Annotated in this window: 17 protein-coding genes and 1 pseudogene; 10 read left to right on the top strand and 8 right to left on the bottom strand. The window is 57.8% G+C overall.

Going from position 1 to position 16,466, the window contains the following annotated elements; translation table 11 throughout:
• Positions 1-104 precede the first annotated feature (104 nt).
• On the top strand, positions 105-1,181 hold the full coding sequence (locus IB254_RS19980; protein ID WP_008031386.1) for a 3-deoxy-7-phosphoheptulonate synthase: 1,077 nt from the start codon (positions 105-107) through the stop codon (positions 1,179-1,181).
• Positions 1,182-1,241: 60 nt separating this feature from the next.
• On the opposite strand, the gene IB254_RS19975 is transcribed toward IB254_RS19980, so the two are convergent.
• Positions 1,242-1,529 carry a GNAT family N-acetyltransferase gene (locus IB254_RS19975; protein ID WP_008031384.1) on the bottom strand — a complete coding sequence of 96 codons (288 nt, stop codon included), beginning with the start codon at positions 1,527-1,529 and terminating at the stop codon, positions 1,242-1,244.
• A gap of 644 nt (positions 1,530-2,173) precedes the next feature.
• On the opposite strand from IB254_RS19975, the gene oprI reads away from it, so the two are divergent.
• Positions 2,174-2,425 carry an outer membrane lipoprotei OprI gene (gene oprI / locus IB254_RS19970; RefSeq protein WP_003172710.1) on the top strand — a complete coding sequence of 84 codons (252 nt, stop codon included), beginning with the start codon at positions 2,174-2,176 and terminating at the stop codon, positions 2,423-2,425.
• Between the two features lie 123 nt (positions 2,426-2,548).
• Here the strand turns inward: oprI and IB254_RS19965 are convergent, their stop codons facing one another.
• The 3 genes and pseudogenes from IB254_RS19965 to IB254_RS19955 all read right to left on the bottom strand — a co-directional run.
• The gene (locus IB254_RS19965) at positions 2,549-3,520 is read right to left on the bottom strand and encodes a L,D-transpeptidase family protein (protein ID WP_192419021.1); all 972 of its coding nucleotides are present in this window, start codon (positions 3,518-3,520) and stop codon (positions 2,549-2,551) included.
• Between the two features lie 1,020 nt (positions 3,521-4,540).
• Positions 4,541-4,834, bottom strand: coding sequence for a hypothetical protein (locus tag IB254_RS19960; RefSeq protein WP_003226812.1), 294 nt, complete (start codon positions 4,832-4,834; stop codon positions 4,541-4,543).
• 56 nt (positions 4,835-4,890) lie between these two features.
• A pseudogene (locus IB254_RS19955) lies at positions 4,891-5,079 on the bottom strand (arylesterase); the annotation flags it as partial.
• 143 nt (positions 5,080-5,222) lie between these two features.
• On the opposite strand from IB254_RS19955, the gene hxsA2 reads away from it, so the two are divergent.
• Genes hxsA2 through hxsC form a run of 4 tightly spaced genes read left to right on the top strand, consistent with a single transcriptional unit; the run spans position 5,223 to position 8,418 of the window.
• Positions 5,223-5,507, top strand: coding sequence for a His-Xaa-Ser repeat protein HxsA2 (gene hxsA2, locus IB254_RS29945; RefSeq protein ID WP_225602429.1), 285 nt, complete (start codon positions 5,223-5,225; stop codon positions 5,505-5,507).
• A 1-nt stretch (position 5,508) separates the two neighbouring features.
• Positions 5,509-5,811, top strand: a complete 303-nt coding sequence (gene hxsD / locus IB254_RS19950; protein WP_192419019.1) for a His-Xaa-Ser system protein HxsD — start codon at positions 5,509-5,511, stop codon at positions 5,809-5,811.
• Entirely contained in the window at positions 5,804-7,261 is a 1,458-nt protein-coding gene (gene hxsB, locus IB254_RS19945) for a His-Xaa-Ser system radical SAM maturase HxsB (RefSeq protein ID WP_192419123.1), read from the top strand. Before hxsD ends, hxsB begins: the two co-directional genes overlap by 8 nt.
• Positions 7,255-8,418 (top strand): His-Xaa-Ser system radical SAM maturase HxsC, encoded by a 1,164-nt coding sequence (gene hxsC / locus IB254_RS19940; RefSeq protein WP_192419017.1) that lies wholly within the window; start codon positions 7,255-7,257, stop codon positions 8,416-8,418. The genes hxsB and hxsC overlap by 7 nt, the downstream gene beginning before the upstream one ends.
• Positions 8,419-8,510: 92 nt before the next feature.
• Here hxsC and IB254_RS19935 read toward each other — a convergent pair whose 3' ends face one another.
• Positions 8,511-9,116, bottom strand: coding sequence for an arylesterase (locus IB254_RS19935; RefSeq protein WP_192419014.1), 606 nt, complete (start codon positions 9,114-9,116; stop codon positions 8,511-8,513).
• Between the two features lie 10 nt (positions 9,117-9,126).
• Between IB254_RS19935 and IB254_RS19930 the strand changes: the two genes are divergently transcribed.
• From IB254_RS19930 to greB, 3 genes are read left to right on the top strand one after another with little or no spacing between them, the layout of a single operon-like run.
• A complete protein-coding gene (locus tag IB254_RS19930) occupies positions 9,127-9,810 on the top strand; it encodes an ABC transporter ATP-binding protein (protein WP_008041184.1) in 684 nt (227 codons plus the stop codon).
• On the top strand, positions 9,810-12,314 hold the full coding sequence (locus tag IB254_RS19925) for an ABC transporter permease (RefSeq protein WP_192419012.1): 2,505 nt from the start codon (positions 9,810-9,812) through the stop codon (positions 12,312-12,314). The genes IB254_RS19930 and IB254_RS19925 overlap by 1 nt, the downstream gene beginning before the upstream one ends.
• Positions 12,315-12,348: 34 nt before the next feature.
• A complete protein-coding gene (gene greB, locus IB254_RS19920) occupies positions 12,349-12,846 on the top strand; it encodes a transcription elongation factor GreB (RefSeq protein WP_008031876.1) in 498 nt (165 codons plus the stop codon).
• Between the two features lie 3 nt (positions 12,847-12,849).
• Here the strand turns inward: greB and IB254_RS19915 are convergent, their stop codons facing one another.
• The 3 genes from IB254_RS19915 to IB254_RS19905 form a co-directional block, all read right to left on the bottom strand.
• Positions 12,850-13,158, bottom strand: coding sequence for a hypothetical protein (locus IB254_RS19915; RefSeq protein ID WP_008031878.1), 309 nt, complete (start codon positions 13,156-13,158; stop codon positions 12,850-12,852).
• A gap of 248 nt (positions 13,159-13,406) precedes the next feature.
• Complete coding sequence (locus IB254_RS19910; RefSeq protein ID WP_008031879.1) at positions 13,407-13,841, bottom strand: DoxX family protein; 435 nt, start codon at positions 13,839-13,841, stop codon at positions 13,407-13,409.
• A gap of 105 nt (positions 13,842-13,946) precedes the next feature.
• Positions 13,947-15,368, bottom strand: a complete 1,422-nt coding sequence (locus IB254_RS19905; RefSeq protein WP_192419011.1) for a transglycosylase SLT domain-containing protein — start codon at positions 15,366-15,368, stop codon at positions 13,947-13,949.
• A 235-nt stretch (positions 15,369-15,603) separates the two neighbouring features.
• Between IB254_RS19905 and IB254_RS19900 the strand changes: the two genes are divergently transcribed.
• The gene (locus IB254_RS19900) at positions 15,604-16,410 is read left to right on the top strand and encodes a TatD family hydrolase (protein ID WP_192419003.1); all 807 of its coding nucleotides are present in this window, start codon (positions 15,604-15,606) and stop codon (positions 16,408-16,410) included.
• Positions 16,411-16,466 lie beyond the last annotated feature (56 nt).

The following is a 16,466-nucleotide window of genomic DNA, read 5'->3' as shown; positions in this document are numbered from 1 at the left end:
CACGGTGTAACGCGCTAAGGTTCCGCTCCCCGACGCGCTTAATTTGCTGTGCTCCGCCGCGCGGGTTCGCTGGCGGCCGGCACCCGTGACCTGACGAGTAAACGATGGCTGATTTACCGATCAACGACCTAAACGTCGCCTCCAACGAGACGCTGATCACTCCTGACCAGCTCAAGCGTGATATCCCTCTGAGCGACGCTGCCCTGCGCACCGTCACCAAGGGTCGCGAAGTCATTCGCAACATTCTTGATGGCACCGACCACCGCCTGTTTGTCGTCATCGGGCCGTGCTCGATCCACGACATCAAGGCTGCCCACGAATACGCCGAGCGCCTGAAAGTGCTGGCCGCGGAAGTGTCCGATACGCTGTATCTGGTCATGCGCGTGTATTTCGAGAAGCCACGCACCACTGTCGGCTGGAAAGGCTTGATCAACGACCCGTACCTGGACGACTCCTTCAAGATTCAGGACGGTCTGCACATTGGTCGTCAGTTGCTGCTGGACCTGGCCGAAATGGGCCTGCCGACCGCGACCGAAGCCCTTGACCCGATCTCTCCGCAATATTTGCAGGACCTGATCAGCTGGTCGGCCATCGGCGCGCGCACCACCGAATCCCAGACTCACCGTGAGATGGCCTCCGGCCTGTCCTCGGCGGTCGGCTTCAAGAACGGCACCGACGGCGGCCTGACCGTGGCGATCAACGCCCTGCAATCGGTTTCCAGCCCGCATCGTTTCCTGGGGATCAACCAGGAAGGTGGCGTGTCGATCGTTACCACCAAGGGCAATGCCTACGGTCACGTGGTGCTGCGCGGCGGCAACGGCAAGCCGAACTACGATTCGGTCAGCGTCGCACTGTGCGAACAAGCGCTGAACAAAGCGAAGATCAAGCCGAACATCATGGTCGATTGCAGCCACGCCAACTCCAACAAGGACCCGGCCCTGCAACCGCTGGTGATGGAGAACGTCGCCAACCAGATCCTCGAAGGCAACCGGTCGATCATCGGCCTGATGGTCGAAAGTCATCTGAACTGGGGCTGCCAGGCGATCCCGAAAGACCTCGCCGACCTGCAATACGGCGTGTCGATCACCGATGCCTGCATCGATTGGTCCGCCACCGAAAACACCTTGCGCAGCATGCACGCCAAGCTCAAGGATGTGCTGCCTAAACGTGATCGCACCTGATCACTGTTCAGCGCACACAAAAACGCCGGGCTTAACCCGGCGTTTTTTTATGCGTTCGTTTTACTGGCTCAGCTTGGCCGCATGCCGCTGGTGGCGCTCCATATAGCGCTCCACGTAGGAACACGATGGAATCACGGTGTAGCCCATTTCCTCGGCGTACTCCAGCGCCTTCTCGGTCAAGGCTGCCGCAATGCCGCGACCACGCAATGCGTTGGGCACGAAGGTGCGATAGATATCCAGAGTCTGTTTCCCCAGATCCATATAGGTCAGGTAGGCACGATGACCGTCCACATTGGTCTCGAACTGATGACCTGCCTGGTCATGGTTGATGGACAACGCCTCGCTCATCACAACTCCTCTGCGGGTCTTGAATTCTGACCCCTACCTTACCGATGTTTTTCCGGCGAAGGAACATCTACGCCACCCCCGTGCCTGAATGGACACCGAGAAGAGCTGCACCGATCTCGCGCAACCGAGCACGTATCAAATAGTAGGCACCATTGGCAGAAATGCTCAAGGTGCGCTCGTCATCACGCTGGGTTGGGCGGGTGCTGCTCCGGGTTACGCAGGGACGGCTCGACCGAAGCGCTCTGCGGGTCGATAGCCTGAACATTGCCGGATGTTGAGACTTAAGACGAGCGCCCCTCTATTAAGTCACCTCAACTAGGCGAAAGAGTTTGAGAGGTGCCGCGCAAATTCCGAACAAAAGTGTAGACGAATCCATCTAGACAGACTTTAGCCAAGATGGGAAAAACAGTCCTGCCGCTGGGAACTTTTTCGTGCCAACTCGCTCAGCTCGGGCCTTGCAGCTGGATATTTTTTAATCAATCGCAAGTAAAAGTTGCTCGAAAAAGAATCAACGCCTACAATTTTTTTTGCTTCTTGCTTTACGTCAGTTTACTTACGACAAGTAATGGGTAGTATGTACGCCGGCTATTTCCTCACTCTGAGGAGACAGCTACTTTAATTGAAAGTCCTTGAAGGGGAACACGATGAACAACGTTCTGAAATTCTCTGCTCTGGCTCTGGCCGCAGTTCTGGCTACCGGTTGCAGCAGCGTATCGAAAGAAACCGAAGCACGTCTGACCGCTACTGAAGACGCAGCTGCTCGCTCCCAGGCTCGTGCAGACGAAGCTTACCGTAAAGCTGATGAAGCTCTGGCTGCTGCTCAAAAAGCACAACAGACTGCTGACGAAGCTAACGAGCGTGCTCTGCGCATGCTGGAAAAAGCTAGCCGCAAGTAATAATCCTTCGGGGTTGTTATCAAGCCGACCCATTTTTTGGGTCGGCTTTTTTATTGCCCGGCGTTTGTCCAGGCAATAAAAAACCCGCCGACGCTCTCAGCGCCGGCGGGTTCTGTTCAAGCCTTACTGCAACGGATCGATCGGTGCACTCGTCACCATCGGCGCAGAAGCATTCGGCACGGCGATTTCCACCGGCAGGCCATCTTCAGCGGCAACCACATCACGCACCACATCCCAGTTCATGCGCAGGTTGTTGGTGATGTCTTCGCGCTTGAGCATCGCGTTGATCACAGCCGTGTGCTTGTCGACGACCGACGGGTTGCCCTTGTCGTCCAGCGGCGTGTGCGCTTCCAGATAAACCTTGCCGCCACTTACACCGAACTTGTACGGGTCGTTGAGAATGCGCACTGACGTGCCGACCGGCACCATGCCTGCCATTTGCAGCACGTTGTTGTTGAACATGCGGAAGCAGCCGTGGCTGGTGCGCATGCCGATGCCGAACTTCTTGTTCGAACCGTGGATCAGGTAGCCCGGTGTGCCCAGGGTGAACTTGAACGGGCCCAGCGGGTTGTCCGGGCCGGCCGGCACGACGTTCGGCAGCGGATCGCCGTCAGCGGCGTGTTCGGCCTTGATCGACGCTGGAGGCGTCCAGGTCGGGTTCGGCGTCTTCGCAACGATGCTGGTGTGGGCAATCGGCGAACCCCAGCCTTCACGACCGATACCCAGCGGGAAGGTGTAGACCACGTTCCGGCCTTTCGGGAAGTAGTAGAGGCGGTATTCAGCCAGGTTGATGACGATGCCTTCACGTGGGCCGGGCGGCAGGATGAAGCGCGTCGGCAGCACGATCTCGGTGCCGGCACCCGGCAACCATGGATCGACGCCCGGGTTGGCCGCGACCATTTCCGAGTAGCCCAGATCGTAGGTGGTACCAAGGTCGGCGAAGGTGTCTTCGTACTTGGCCTTGATCACTTGCACCTGGCCGATGATGTCTTCACCGGGCGGTGGCAGGGGTAGCTCCAATGCTGCTACGGGGCCAGCCATACAAAGGGCGGCAAGAGTCAGGCAGCGGGTGACGGCAGGAAAGCGCGGCAACATCCGGAAAATCCTTCGCATAATCGACTGGGGTTTAAGAACGCAATTGTACACTGGCGCTCTGGTATTCGGGGAGAGACACCGATAGAGCGTGAATTGGCTGCGATATTTTTTCAGGGGGGCATATCCGTTTTTGCGGTAACGGCCGCTATTGGTTTCGCCCTTACGGCGAGTCACTTGGAAGAGCCCCAAGTAACCAAGGGCTCTTGCCCCTTTCGTTCGGTGGCTCGCTAATGCTCGCCATGCCCTCGCTCCGGTCCTGCTCCGTGGGCCCGCCGCCATCCATGCCGGGTTGCCCACTGCGCAGAACCTCCACTCGGCCTCTCGAGGGGGCGCTCAGATCAAAAGCTGAAGGCGAGCTAACGCTCGGCCTGATGAGTGGTGAAAAGCAAAAGCAAACGCGATTCCCTGTAGGAGCCGGCTTGCCGGCGAAAAACGCCCAGACACCGCGTTGATTCAGACAGCCCGCGTCATCGTTGACGTCCATCGCCAGCAAGCTGGCTCCTACAATTTTGAATCGTGCGAACCCAATCCATTGTAGGAGCCGGCTTGCTGGCGATTGCGTCCGTCCAACCAACACATTAATTGTCTGACCCACCGCTATCGCCAGCAAGCCGGCTCCTACAGGGGAGCGGTGTACATGTCGGGAATGAGTGAGCGCAGCAGAGAAGAAGAACGCGGACAACTAAAGAGCCAGGTCGGCTTTCAGGCCGCCTCGGCGGCTGTGGCGGTAGTCGCCCCCTCGAGAGGCCGAGTGGAGGTTCTGCGCAGTGGGCAACCCGGCATGGATGCCGGGTTAGCCGCGCACGGCCAGGGATGGCCGATCGCGGCGGGCCCACGGAGCGGGACCGGAGCGAGGGCATGGCGAGCATTAGCGAGCCACCGAACGAAAGGGGCAAAAGCGCTTTGGTTACTTTCGCGCTTTTCGAAAGTGACTCGCTGTAAAAGCGAAACCGTCAGTGGCCGTTACCGCAAAAACGGATATGCCCCCAACCCAACCCAACCCAACCCCACATCAAGCCATCAAAGCTCGAACCGCAGCTCCGGCCAGATCGGCGAAGTACCGCGTTTTTGCGACTCCAGAATGGCCCGGCACAACGAACACAGCCGCTGGTCCTGAAACACTCGGCGATCAACGCTCGACCAGCGCGGTTGCGCGGGCAACAGGCTGCCGCACAAGGTGCGATCGGCCGAGCCGCCCAGCTCCAGCTGACGGGTCACCAGATGTACCCGCACTTCCTGGCAGGCGAACAGATCCAGCTGTTCGTCAGGCTCGATCAGTTGATAGGCAAAAAGTGACCAGGCGGGACGCGGCATCGGGGGCTCCAAATCGGGGGCGCCACATTAGCCGAAACGCCGCCACTAGAAAAGCGTCAAAGCAGCGGTTTCAGTGTCGGCCAGACATTTTCCAGCAACTTGTCCTGAGCCCCCGCAGTCGGGTGCAGGCCGTCTGACTGCATCAGGTCCGGATGCCCGCCCACACCGTCGAGGAAAAACGGCACCAGCGGGATTTCTTTCTCGGTCGCGACGTTGCTAAAAGCCTCAGCGAAGGCCTCGGTATGGCACTAGCAGTATTTGAGCCGAACGGTACGTTTGTCGGATTTTGGGATCGGAAAGCCTCTATCAATCGATTCCATATTGACATCATTGACGCGCGCCAGCGAGACTCAACAAATAACCTCACCTTCGATAAGGAAATCTCATAATGAAAAAGCGCTCATTTCTGGTACCAATGGCTACTCTGGCAGCAGCAGTAGCTACCGAGCACGCATCGGCAATAACCGCCCATGAGGTTGCCGTACCCGACGCTGATACTTCAAACACCCTACAAACTGCTGCTCCGAGTGAGAATCTCTCAGCTCGCGGCGGAAATGACCTATTTGCGTTTGTTCTAAAACGTGGCGATCAAGGTCAACTGATGGCTTACCACAGCTCTCATAGCTCACACGCGTCTCATAGCTCCCATAGCTCCCACCACTCGGGCTCCTAAAATGGAGCTCGCAAATACGCTCATTTTTAATGAGCGGTTTTATGACGTGCAGGCTCTGCAAAAAGCAGCTTACCGCTCAATGAACTCCGTGACGGTTGATATCAAATCCGTTGATGGGCAATTTATCTGCACCCTATCCCCGAATATCGGTACAGACGAACCGTCATTTCTGTCTGCCGTTCAAGAATTCAAGAAGGATGTTCTCGACTACCAGCTACGCCACAAGCTGAACGCGGAGACCCTACCGATCAAGAATCTGATCCTTGGACTGGCGTTTTCAAAAACCGGGCTTATCAGTGAGTAAATTTCAAAAGCGGGAGTTTTACACGCAGCAATGCTCCTACGAGTTGCTGCCCTTCAAATTTGACCGCCTGAATGACGACGAATATGTCATTACCAACATGGCAGGCGAGTTTCACGTCATACCAGCACCGATGCTGGAGCCAATCATAAGCAAGATGCTTCCGGCCTCATCAGAGCTGATCCCAACCCTGCGATCCAAGCAATTTATTCGCTTCCCCAATGAGCAGGCACCGCTTCAACTCCTTGCTCTGAAGATACGCACGCGACTGGCCAGATTGGCGCAGTTCACCAACCTGCACATCTTTGTGGTTACGCTTCGCTGCGATCATAGCTGCCCGTACTGCCAAGTATCGAGGCAGTCGGAGAGTAAAGGCGAATTCGACATGACCAGGGATATGGCAGACAAGTCGCTGGATTTCGTTTTTAGGACTCCGAATCCAGCCATCAAAATTGAATTTCAGGGTGGAGAACCTCTGCTGAATTTTGAAATGGTGAAGTACGTTGTTCTTGAGGCAAAAAAACGCAACTTGCATGAAGGCCGCGATCTGCAGTTCGTCATTGCGACCACGCTTTCGCTCCTAAACGACAATGTGCTCGATTTCTGCAAGCAACATCGCATTGTGCTTTCATCGTCGCTCGATGGACCAATGGATCTGCATAATGAAAATCGCCCAAGGCCGGGGCGAGACAGTCACCAGCGTTTTGAAGAAGGTTTGAAAAAGGCCCGATCAACCCTCGGTTACGACCAAGTGTCGGCCCTGATGACAACCACAGATAAGAGCCTGCCGCGAGCACGTGACATCATCGATGAATACTTGCGCCTAGGCTTCGACGGAATTTTTCTACGCACGCTCTCCCCATATGGCTTTGCAATCAAAACCAAAAAATTCATGTCTTATGACACTGAGCGCTGGCTGCAGTTTTACAAGGAAGGTCTTGAGTACATCATCGAACTGAACAAGTCCGGCGTACGATTTGTCGAGCAATACTCGGGGCTTGTGCTTACAAAAATGCTGACCTCAGGAGACCCTGGGTTTGTAGATTTAATGAACCCTGCTGGAGCTGGTATTGCAGCTATCGTGTTCAATTACGATGGCTCCGTCTATGCCTCAGATGAAAGCCGTATGCTAGCCGAGATGGGGGATCATACCTTCCGGCTCGGTAATATCCTTGAGAATTCATACGAGGAGATCATTCTCTCCGACCAGCTTCTGGATGCACTGGAAAACTCCTTCACCTTGAGTGCTCCGATGTGCTCCGACTGCGCATTTGAAGCGTACTGTGGCGCTGAGCCCGTCTACCATCACGCCATTCATAAAGATGTCGCAGCAAGGAAACCTGAGTCCTCCTTCTGCAAACGGAATATGGCGATTTTCAAGCACCTCATCCAGCTGATGGGGAATGACGAAGAAACGAAACGGATCTTCATGGGGTGGGCTAACCGATGCTGAAGCTCAGCGGAAAAATTATCCGCATCCACGCGGTTGATGTTCTTAAGAACCTCACTTTGATCAAGGTTTCGACTAATCGGAAGCTGCCCGAGATCTTGCGAAGGGATATGGCTTATCTGGTGTGCGATCACAGTATCCCCCGAGGGTTCGCGCACTATCTACTACTGGAGCGACATCAGTCGCGGGCCCACGAACTGCCTTCTGACGCTGATTATTCGGTTCTGCCAAATGACTACAGCTACATAGGGGATAATGACGTCGTCAGACTTACAGCTGATCGCCAAAGCATCCGCGTACTTTTTCGGGCTTCGTCGCCGCACAACAGCATCCTGCTGACAGAGCAGTGCAATCATTACTGCCTGATGTGCTCGCAACCCCCTAAAGCAGTTGATGACTCGTGGATACTTGATGACGTTGAGACCCTGATTCCATTAATTCCAAAAGACACCAGGGAACTGGGATTTACAGGCGGCGAGCCCACGACCAACAGGGACCGCTTCCTTAAGATCCTGCGCTTGACCAAAAGCTATCTTCCAAGAACAGGAATCCACATCCTCTCAAACGGACGCAGCTTCAAAGACCTCGCGTTTACGGAAAAATATGCAGCATTAGAACTATCCGATGCGATGATCGGAATCCCTGTCTATTCTGATGACCCGACGTTGCATGACTACATCGTTCAAGCTCAAGGGGCATTTGACGAAACCATCCAAGGAATTCTCAACCTTAAGCGCTTAGGTCAGAAGGTTGAAATCCGAGTCGTCATTCATAAGCTCTCAGTGCAGCGGCTTCCCGAATTGTGTGAATTCATCGCCCGCAACCTCCTATTTGTTGACCAAGTAGCACTGATGGGCCTTGAAATGATGGGCTTCACCAGAGCAAATCTTGACGAGCTATGGATTGACCCAATCGAATATAAGGACACGCTTAGTAAGTCGGTCAGCATTCTGGCCAGATACGGCATGAACATTTCGGTCTATAACCATCAGCTTTGCTTGGTGAACCCGGACATTCTGCCCTACTACCGAAAATCGATCAGTGATTGGAAAAACGAATTCGCCCCAGAATGTCAGAGCTGCGAAAAGCAGAACGAGTGTGGAGGATTCTTCGCATCGGGGGTTAAATTCGGTTACAGCAAACAGCTATCGCCCTTCTAATCTGATTGTTTCGCTTTGAATTTCCTGTTTTTTCATGCTTCGGTGATGTTTACAAAATTCAGCGTCTGTTCTGATTTTTGTAAAAAATTCTTTCAAAGCAGCGGTTTCAGTGTCGGCCAGACATTCTCCAGCAACTTGTCCTGAGCGCCCGCAGTCGGGTGCAGGCCGTCTGACTGCATCAGGTCCGGATGCCCGCCCACACCGTCGAGGAAAAACGGCACCAGCGGGATTTTTTTCTCGGTCGCGACGTTGCTGAAAGCCTCAGCGAAGGCCTTGTTGTAGCGCGCACCGTAGTTGGGTGGCAATTGCATGCCGAGTAGCAGCACTTTGGCACCACTGGCCTTGGAGCTGTTGATCATCGCTGCAAGGTTTTGTTGCAATTGTATTGGCAGCATTCCGCGCAGCCCGTCATTGCCGCCCAACTCAAGGATCACCAACTCCGGTTTATGCTCTGCAAGCAGCGCAGGCAGGCGCGCCCGGCCTCCGGCACTGGTGTCGCCGCTGATGGACGCATTGATCACCTTATCGTCGAAACCTTCGCGCTTGAGCCGTTGCTCAAGCAGCGACACCCACCCCTCGCGGGTATCCAGTCCGAAACCGGCGCTGATACTATCGCCAACGATCAGGACAGTACCCGCCGCTGCGTTCTGGGCCATGCACATCAAGGCCAGGCCAGCACTCAAAAACCACACTCGCATCGGATTCTCCATGGGCGCAAGCATTCTCACCGCGAAGGACCTCAGCAAAGTGGTTCCCAGCGCGGAAGGTGATCTGACTATCCTGCACGAACTCAGCCTGGAACTGAACAAGGGTGACAGCCTGGCCATCGTCGGTGCGTCCGGCTCGGGGAAATCCACCCTCCTCGGCCTGCTCGCCGGCCTCGACCTGCCGAGCAGCGGCGAAGTCACCCTCGCCGGCCAGGGCCTGAGCAATCTCGATGAAGATCAGCGCGCACGCATTCGCGCCGAGCACGTCGGTTTTGTCTTTCAATCATTCCAGTTGCTCGACAGCCTCAACGCCCTGGAGAACGTCATGTTGCCGCTGGAGCTCGATGGCCGCAAAGACGCCCGTGAGCGCGCTACCGAATTGCTGCAACGGGTCGGTTTGGGCCAACGCCTGACCCACTCGCCCCGCCAGCTCTCCGGTGGCGAGCAGCAACGTGTGGCGATTGCCCGTGCGTTTGCCGCCGAGCCCGATGTGCTGTTCGCCGACGAACCCACCGGCAACCTCGACAGCCACACCGGCGAGCGCATCAGCGATCTGTTGTTCGAACTGAACAAGGAACGCGGCACGACCCTGGTGCTGGTGACCCACGATGAACGCCTGGCACATCGTTGCCGGCGCCTGATCCGCCTTGAAGCCGGCCTGCTGGTCGCCCCTCTGGAGCCTTGATGGCACGCCTGCCGCTGTTGCGCCTGTTCAGTCTCGCCATCCGCCAACTGCTGCGCGACGCCCGCGCCGGTGAGTTGCGGGTGTTGTTCTTCGCTTTGCTGGTAGCGGTGGCGGCGAGTACCGCCATCGGCTACTTCGGCGCCCGCCTGAATGGCGCCATGATGCTGCGCGCCACCGAGTTTCTCGGCGCCGACCTGCTGCTTGAAGGCAGTTCGCCGGCGCGACCCGAACAGATCAAAAGCGGCACGGATCTGGGCCTCGAACATGCGCAGGTGGTGGAGTTCTCCAGCGTAATCGCCACCGACAATGGCATTCAGCTGTCCAGCATCAAAGCCGCCGACGACGTCTATCCACTGCGTGGCGAGCTGAAAAGCGCCGCCGCGCCCTTCGCTGCGGAAAAATCCGGAGGCGGACCGAAACCTGGCGAAGCCTGGGTTGAAGCGCGACTGCTGACCGCGCTGGACTTGAAGATCGGCGACAGCATCGACGTCGGCATGCGCACCCTGAAACTGGCGCGCGTGCTGACCTATGAACCGGATCGTGCCGGCAACTTCTACAGCCTGACGCCGCGGGTGCTGATCAACCTCAGCGATCTCGCGGCGACCGGCGTGGTGCAGCCCGGCAGCCGCGTCAGCTACCGCGAACTCTGGCGCGGCAAGGCCGAAGCGCTGGAAACTTACCGTCAATTGATCAAACCCGGCCTCGCCGCCAATCAACGCATTCAAGACGCCCGCGATGGCAACCGGCAGATCGGCGGCGCACTCGGCAAAGCCGAGCGCTACTTGAACATGGCGAGTCTGGTCGCGGTGCTGTTGTCCGGCGTCGCGGTGGCGCTGTCGGCGACGCGCTTCGCCACCCGCCGCTTCGATGCCAGTGCACTGTTGCGCTGCCTCGGGCTGTCCCGCCGGGAAACCATGGTGCTGTTCAGTTTGCAGCTGACGGTTCTCGGACTGTTGGCCAGCATCAGCGGCGCCTTGCTCGGCTGGCTGGCGCAACTCGGGTTGTTCGCGCTGCTGCATGATTTGTTGCCGACCGATGTTCCACCGGGCGGCCTGCTTCCGGCCATCGCCGGGATCGGCACCGGACTGGTGGCGCTGGCCGGTTTTGCCTTGCCGCCACTGGCTGCATTGGGGCGGGTCCCGCCATTGCGCGTATTGCGCCGCGACATGCTGCCGATTCCTTCCAGCACCTGGATGGTCTACGGCGCGGCACTGGGCGCGCTCGGGCTGATCATGTGGCGCCTGAGCCTGGATTTGGTACTGACCTTCGCCCTGCTCGGCGGCGGCGTGATCGCGGCGCTGGTGCTGGGCGGCCTGCTGTTGCTGCTACTGAAGAGCCTGCGTCGAATGCTCGCGCGCGCTTCGTTGCCGTGGCGTCTCGGCCTGGGTCAATTGCTGCGTCATCCACTGGCGGCAGCCGGCCAATCGCTGGCCTTCGGTCTGATCCTGCTGTCCATGGCGCTGATCGCTTTGCTGCGCGGCGAATTGCTGGACACCTGGCAAAACCAGTTGCCGAAAAACGCGCCGAATTACTTCGCGCTGAACATCCTGCCGGCGGAAAAACAGGCATTCACCGACCGCCTGATCGAACTGTCGGCACAATCGGCGCCGTTGTACCCGGTGGTGCCGGGGCGATTGATCAGCATCAATGGCGAACCGGTGCAGGACATCGTCAGCAAGGACTCGGCCGGTGATCGGGCGATTCAGCGCGACCTCAGCCTGACCTGGGCGGCAGACCTGCCGGCCGGCAACAAACTCACCGCCGGCAACTGGTGGGGCGATCAGGCACCGGACGACGTTCCCGGTGTGTCGGTTGAAGGCAAAGTCGCCGAGAGCCTGAAGCTCAAGCTCGGCGATCACTTGGTCTTTACTGTCGGCGGGGTCAATCGCGAAGCGAAGGTTACCAGCCTGCGGGAGATCAACTGGGACAACTTCCAGCCGAACTTCTTCATGATTTTCCAGCCCGGCACATTGAAGGATCTGCCAGCGACCTACCTGACCAGTTTCTATCTGGCGGCGGGCCACGACCAGCAGATCGTCGACCTGTCCCGCGCTTTCCCGGCAGTGACCATTCTGCAAGTCGAAGCCTTGCTTGCGCAGCTGCGCAGCATCCTCGCCCAGGTCACCCTGGCGGTGGAATACGTGCTGTTGTTTGTGTTGGCGGCGGGGATGGCAGTGTTGTTCTCGGGCCTGCAAGCCACGCTGGATGAACGCATTCGCCAGGGCGCATTGTTGCGGGCGCTGGGGGCCGAGCGTCAGTTGCTGGTCAAGGCCCGACGGATCGAGTTCGGCCTGCTTGGTGCGGTCAGCGGATTGCTGGCAGCGCTGGGCTCGGAGCTGGTGAGCCTGGTGCTGTACCGTTACGCCTTCGACTTGCCATGGCACCCGCATCCGTGGCTGCTGGTGTTGCCACTGATCGGCGCCGTGCTGATCGGCGGTGCCAGCGTGTTTGGCACCCGACGCGCCTTGAACGCCAGCCCCCTGACAGTCTTGCGCGAGGGTTGATAGACTCAACCCTTCTCAACCACAAGAAGTTGCCATGAGCCGTTATCGCCCTCCCCGCACCGCTGGCACCGCGCTGATCACCCCTGAAGGTGAAGCGCGGATGCGGGCCGAGTTCCATGAGCTCTGGCATGTGCGCCGACCGCAGGTCACGCAATCGGTCAGCGAGGCCGCGGCGCAGGGTGATCGCTCCGAGAACGCCGAATACACCTACGGCAAAAAGATGCTGCGCGAAATCGACAGTCGCGTGCGCTTTCTCACCAAACGGCTGGAAGCGCTCAAGGTGGTCAGCGAAAAACCCAGCGATCCGAACAAAGTCTACTTCGGGGCCTGGGTCACCATCGAAGACGAGGACGGCAAAGAGTCGCGCTACCGCATCGTCGGGCCGGATGAACTGGACTTGAAACTGGGCCTGATCAGCATCGACTCACCGCTGGCTCGCGCCCTGATCGGCAAGGCACTGGACGCCGAAGTTCGGGTCCAGACGCCTACCGGCGAACAGTGCGTGTATATCGTGGCGATTGATTACCCATAAGCCTTAACGGCGGGTGATCAGCCCTTGCCGGGCGACGCGCGTTAGTTGCCTGATCATCTCTGGCGCGTCTTCAAGGGCGGGCGACTGAATCACCGCCAGGTCGAAACTGTCGCTGGCAAAACGCGCCAGTGACTCACCGTCTTCGACAAACTGGATCAGGAAAGCTGCGGGCCCACCGGTACGACGTGGCCAACCATCGAGGTAACGCAGGAGCGTCGGCTGATGTTTGCCGCCAAGCAGGATTTTTGGATTGCGCTGGGTCAGATGTGCCGTGATCGGCGCGGGGCGTACAACGGGGTTTAGTGCATTCATCGTGTCGTGTCTCTGCCTCAAAAGTCTGCATGGCAGGTGAGAGGCAACACCGAACCAGCGCTTTAGCGGTATTTCGAAGCCTGTTTCAAGCTTCTATCGGCAACTGAATGAGTCACCTGGCGCCCCGCAAGTAGCTGTTTAAATCGGCGCATGAGCAGCATCCTAGAGAAGCTGACCGGACAGTGTCAAGAATGACGCACAACAAAAAAGGCCCGCGCAATGCGGGCCTTTTCGTTGAGCCAGAGCGATCAGCCAGCGATGGCGCGATCAACCGACAGCTTGCCGGCGCCTTCGAACAGCACCGCGATGCTGCCACCCAGCAGGGCCAGGGCGAATTCATAACCGTTGTTGGCCATGAACAGACCGTTGCTGATATGCACACTGAAGATTGCGACCAGCGACAGGAACGTCAGGCCAAGTGCCGCAGGGCGGACCAGCAAGCCGATGATCAAGGCCAGACCGGCGAAGAACTCGGTACCACCGGCCAAAGTGGCCATCAGGTAACCCGGTGCCAGGCCGATGCTTTCCATGTACTGCGCGGTGCCCGCCAGGCCGTAGCCGCCGAAAGCGCCGAAGAGTTTCTGCGAGCCGTGGGCCGCGAAGATGATGCCGACGAAGATCCGCAGGACAGTCAGGCCGTAGCCAGCGCGGGTAAACAGTACCTTGTTGATCAGTGAGCTCATGCTGTGTCATCCATTGTGTGTTTGTGTGTTGGTTGGCCGCTATATTAATCAATAAATTAAATGCTAAAAGCGCAAATTTTTCGCCATAACAATCAGTTTATTCGATCACTTCCTTGAGGCTACTTTCTGCCCCTGGGGTTCCAACGACTCCCGCTCCCGATCGAACGCCAAGTAATACTTGTTCACGCTATTAACATAGCTGACGGGTCCCATTCCCACCTGCTCCATGGCGATGCGCTCGACCTGGAAGAACCATTGATTGGGATTCAAGCCTCGCCGACGCGCCTCGGCGCGCATGCCCTGAACCCGCTCCGGCCCGATGTTGTAAGCCGCCAGTACGAACGCCATGCGCTCACGCTCGTTGAGTTTGGGGCTGGCGAAAAACTTGCGGCGGATCATCGCCAGGTATTTGGCCCCGGCCTGCACATTGGAATCGAGGTCCTGAATGTTGTTGACCCCTACCCGCTGGGCCGCGGACGGAGTGATCTGCATCAGGCCAGTGGGGCCACCGCCGCTTCGTGCGCGGGGTTGCAACGCGGACTCCTTGAAGGCCAATGCCGCCAGATTCAACCAATCCATGCCTTGGGCATCGGCGTGTTTCTGCAGTACCGGTCTGAGTTTTTCCAGGCGCTGGCGATCAGTCTTGGCCAGTGGGTAATGCACTTGATAGAGGCGACGATAGATGCGCAGAAACGCCGCGTCCTGATCCGAAGGCTTTTTGTACCCGATCAGGAAGCGATCGATGCTCGCCCGCAGCATCGAGGCATCGCGGCGTACGAACCAGAATTCTTCCCCCGGCTCGCTGATCAGCACCTGCCGATCGAAGCGCAACTTGGGCAGGATCTTGCCCCAGCGTTCGGCAATCGGCTGCTCGACGATGGTCAGATGAAAAATCCCGCCCTGAACCATTTCCAGCACGTCTTCGACCGCCAGACTCGGATCGACCCACTCGATCTTCACCGGTGCCAGTTTGTGCAAGGCAAGTTTTTGATTGATCTGACTGATCGCCTCCCCGGCGGCGCTGCCGGTGGGTAGCGCCAGGGTTTTACCGGACAGTTGTTCGAGGCGGGTGTAGCGTTTCTCGCCCTTGATTCCGACCAGGACCAGAGGAATGTCGCTGGCAATCGGTTCGCTGGTGCTGACGGCGTAGCCCGGTTGCAGATCGAGCAACTCGCCCGGTGCAACCAGATCCCCCTCCCCGCGCTGCAACGCGCCGAGCAGTTGATCCTTGGCTTTGGGAATGATCTTGAGCGTCACTTCCTGACCGTCACGGGCATGGCCATTGAGGTATTGCTCGAAGGCACGCAAGCGATGGTATTCGACGCCGATGGCCTGGCCCTGGACTTCGCCGGAGCTGTTGCGGCTCTGGTTGACCAGCACCTTCAGCACACGGCTGCTGCGGATTTCCTGCAGGTCGCGCACCTTGGCCGCCGGCACGGCTTGCAGCGGGCCGGCCAGCCGCGCAACCGCCGGCATCGGCAGCAGCAACGAACCACACAGCAGTAACAAAATCGAGGGACGTGTCATCCACTCTCCGGAAAGAATACTGGGTCAATTTCAAAAAAATGTTTGAAATCGAACGTCAGAAACAGAGCGCCTTGAGCGCTGGCAAAGTGCGAAAGACTGGCACAGTGATGGCATGCTGACCACCCCAGCTTGTCTCGCGGCATCAAAAGACAGCTTTAACTCGTTGTAGTTCTTGGCTTTTCTTATAAATCTACAGCTCTGATATGCTTTCCGGCCTTTGGTCCGAGGTAGCACCATGCAACTCATCGATATCGGCGTCAACCTGACCAACCCCAGTTTTGCCGACAAACACCAGGCTGTACTCGACCGCGCCTATGCCGCCGGAGTCTGCCAATTGGTGCTCACCGGCACCAATGTCGAAGGCAGCGAACAGGCGCTGGAGCTGTGCCGGCAATTGGATGAAACGGCGCAACGGCTGTTCGCCACCGCCGGCATTCACCCTCATGCAGCCAGCGACTGGAACGCCGACAGCGCCCAGCGTCTGCGCAGTTTGCTCAAAGAGCCGAACGTAGTGGCGGTGGGTGAATGCGGGCTGGATTTCAATCGCGATTTCTCGCCGCGTCCGCAACAGGAAAAAGTCCTCGAAGAGCACTTGGCGATGGCGGTCGATCTGCAACTGCCGGTGTTTCTCCACGAACGTGATGCCAGTCAGCGCTTGCTGGAAATCCTGCGCGATTACCGCGACCAATTGCCGGCCGCCGTGGTGCATTGCTTCACCGGCGAAAAGAAAGCGCTGTTCAGCTACCTCGACCTGGACTTGCACATCGGCATCACCGGCTGGATCTGCGACGAGCGTCGGGGCACGCATTTGCATCCGTTGGTGAAAGAAATCAAACGCGGGCGGTTGATGCTGGAGAGCGATGCGCCGTATCTGCTGCCGCGCAGCTTGCGGCCAAAGCCGAAAAATGGTCGCAACGAACCTGCGTACCTGACTGAAGTGTTGCGGGAAGTGGCGTTGCATCGCGGGGAAAGCGAGGAAGAGCTGGCGGCCCACAGCACCGCGTGTGCGCGGGCTTTTTACGGACTGCCAGTGATCGACTGAAACGCAATCAACTGTAGGAGCGAGCCCGCTCGCGATGGACTAATGAACACCGTGTT

Source organism: Pseudomonas sp. PDM03 (genome assembly GCF_014852385.1).
In the GTDB taxonomy this organism is placed as follows: Bacteria; Pseudomonadota; Gammaproteobacteria; order Pseudomonadales; family Pseudomonadaceae; genus Aquipseudomonas; species Aquipseudomonas migulae.
The sequence above is the reverse complement of the archived record's forward strand: the minus strand, read 5'-3'. Positions and strand labels throughout refer to the sequence as shown.

Bases quoted from the DNA above. Each gene is read 5' to 3' on its own strand.
- IB254_RS19980 (WP_008031386.1), top strand. From the start codon at position 105: ATGGCTGATTTACCGATCAACGACCTAAACGTCGCCTCCAACGAGACG.
- IB254_RS19975 (WP_008031384.1), bottom strand. From the start codon at position 1,529: ATGAGCGAGGCGTTGTCCATCAACCATGACCAGGCAGGTCATCAGTTC.
- oprI (WP_003172710.1), top strand. From the start codon at position 2,174: ATGAACAACGTTCTGAAATTCTCTGCTCTGGCTCTGGCCGCAGTTCTG.
- IB254_RS19965 (WP_192419021.1), bottom strand. From the start codon at position 3,520: ATGTTGCCGCGCTTTCCTGCCGTCACCCGCTGCCTGACTCTTGCCGCC.
- IB254_RS19960 (WP_003226812.1), bottom strand. From the start codon at position 4,834: ATGCCGCGTCCCGCCTGGTCACTTTTTGCCTATCAACTGATCGAGCCT.
- hxsA2 (WP_225602429.1), top strand. From the start codon at position 5,223: ATGAAAAAGCGCTCATTTCTGGTACCAATGGCTACTCTGGCAGCAGCA.
- hxsD (WP_192419019.1), top strand. From the start codon at position 5,509: ATGGAGCTCGCAAATACGCTCATTTTTAATGAGCGGTTTTATGACGTG.
- hxsC (WP_192419017.1), top strand. From the start codon at position 7,255: ATGCTGAAGCTCAGCGGAAAAATTATCCGCATCCACGCGGTTGATGTT.
- IB254_RS19935 (WP_192419014.1), bottom strand. From the start codon at position 9,116: ATGCGAGTGTGGTTTTTGAGTGCTGGCCTGGCCTTGATGTGCATGGCC.
- IB254_RS19930 (WP_008041184.1), top strand. From the start codon at position 9,127: ATGGGCGCAAGCATTCTCACCGCGAAGGACCTCAGCAAAGTGGTTCCC.
- IB254_RS19925 (WP_192419012.1), top strand. From the start codon at position 9,810: ATGGCACGCCTGCCGCTGTTGCGCCTGTTCAGTCTCGCCATCCGCCAA.
- greB (WP_008031876.1), top strand. From the start codon at position 12,349: ATGAGCCGTTATCGCCCTCCCCGCACCGCTGGCACCGCGCTGATCACC.
- IB254_RS19915 (WP_008031878.1), bottom strand. From the start codon at position 13,158: ATGAATGCACTAAACCCCGTTGTACGCCCCGCGCCGATCACGGCACAT.
- IB254_RS19910 (WP_008031879.1), bottom strand. From the start codon at position 13,841: ATGAGCTCACTGATCAACAAGGTACTGTTTACCCGCGCTGGCTACGGC.
- IB254_RS19905 (WP_192419011.1), bottom strand. From the start codon at position 15,368: ATGACACGTCCCTCGATTTTGTTACTGCTGTGTGGTTCGTTGCTGCTG.
- IB254_RS19900 (WP_192419003.1), top strand. From the start codon at position 15,604: ATGCAACTCATCGATATCGGCGTCAACCTGACCAACCCCAGTTTTGCC.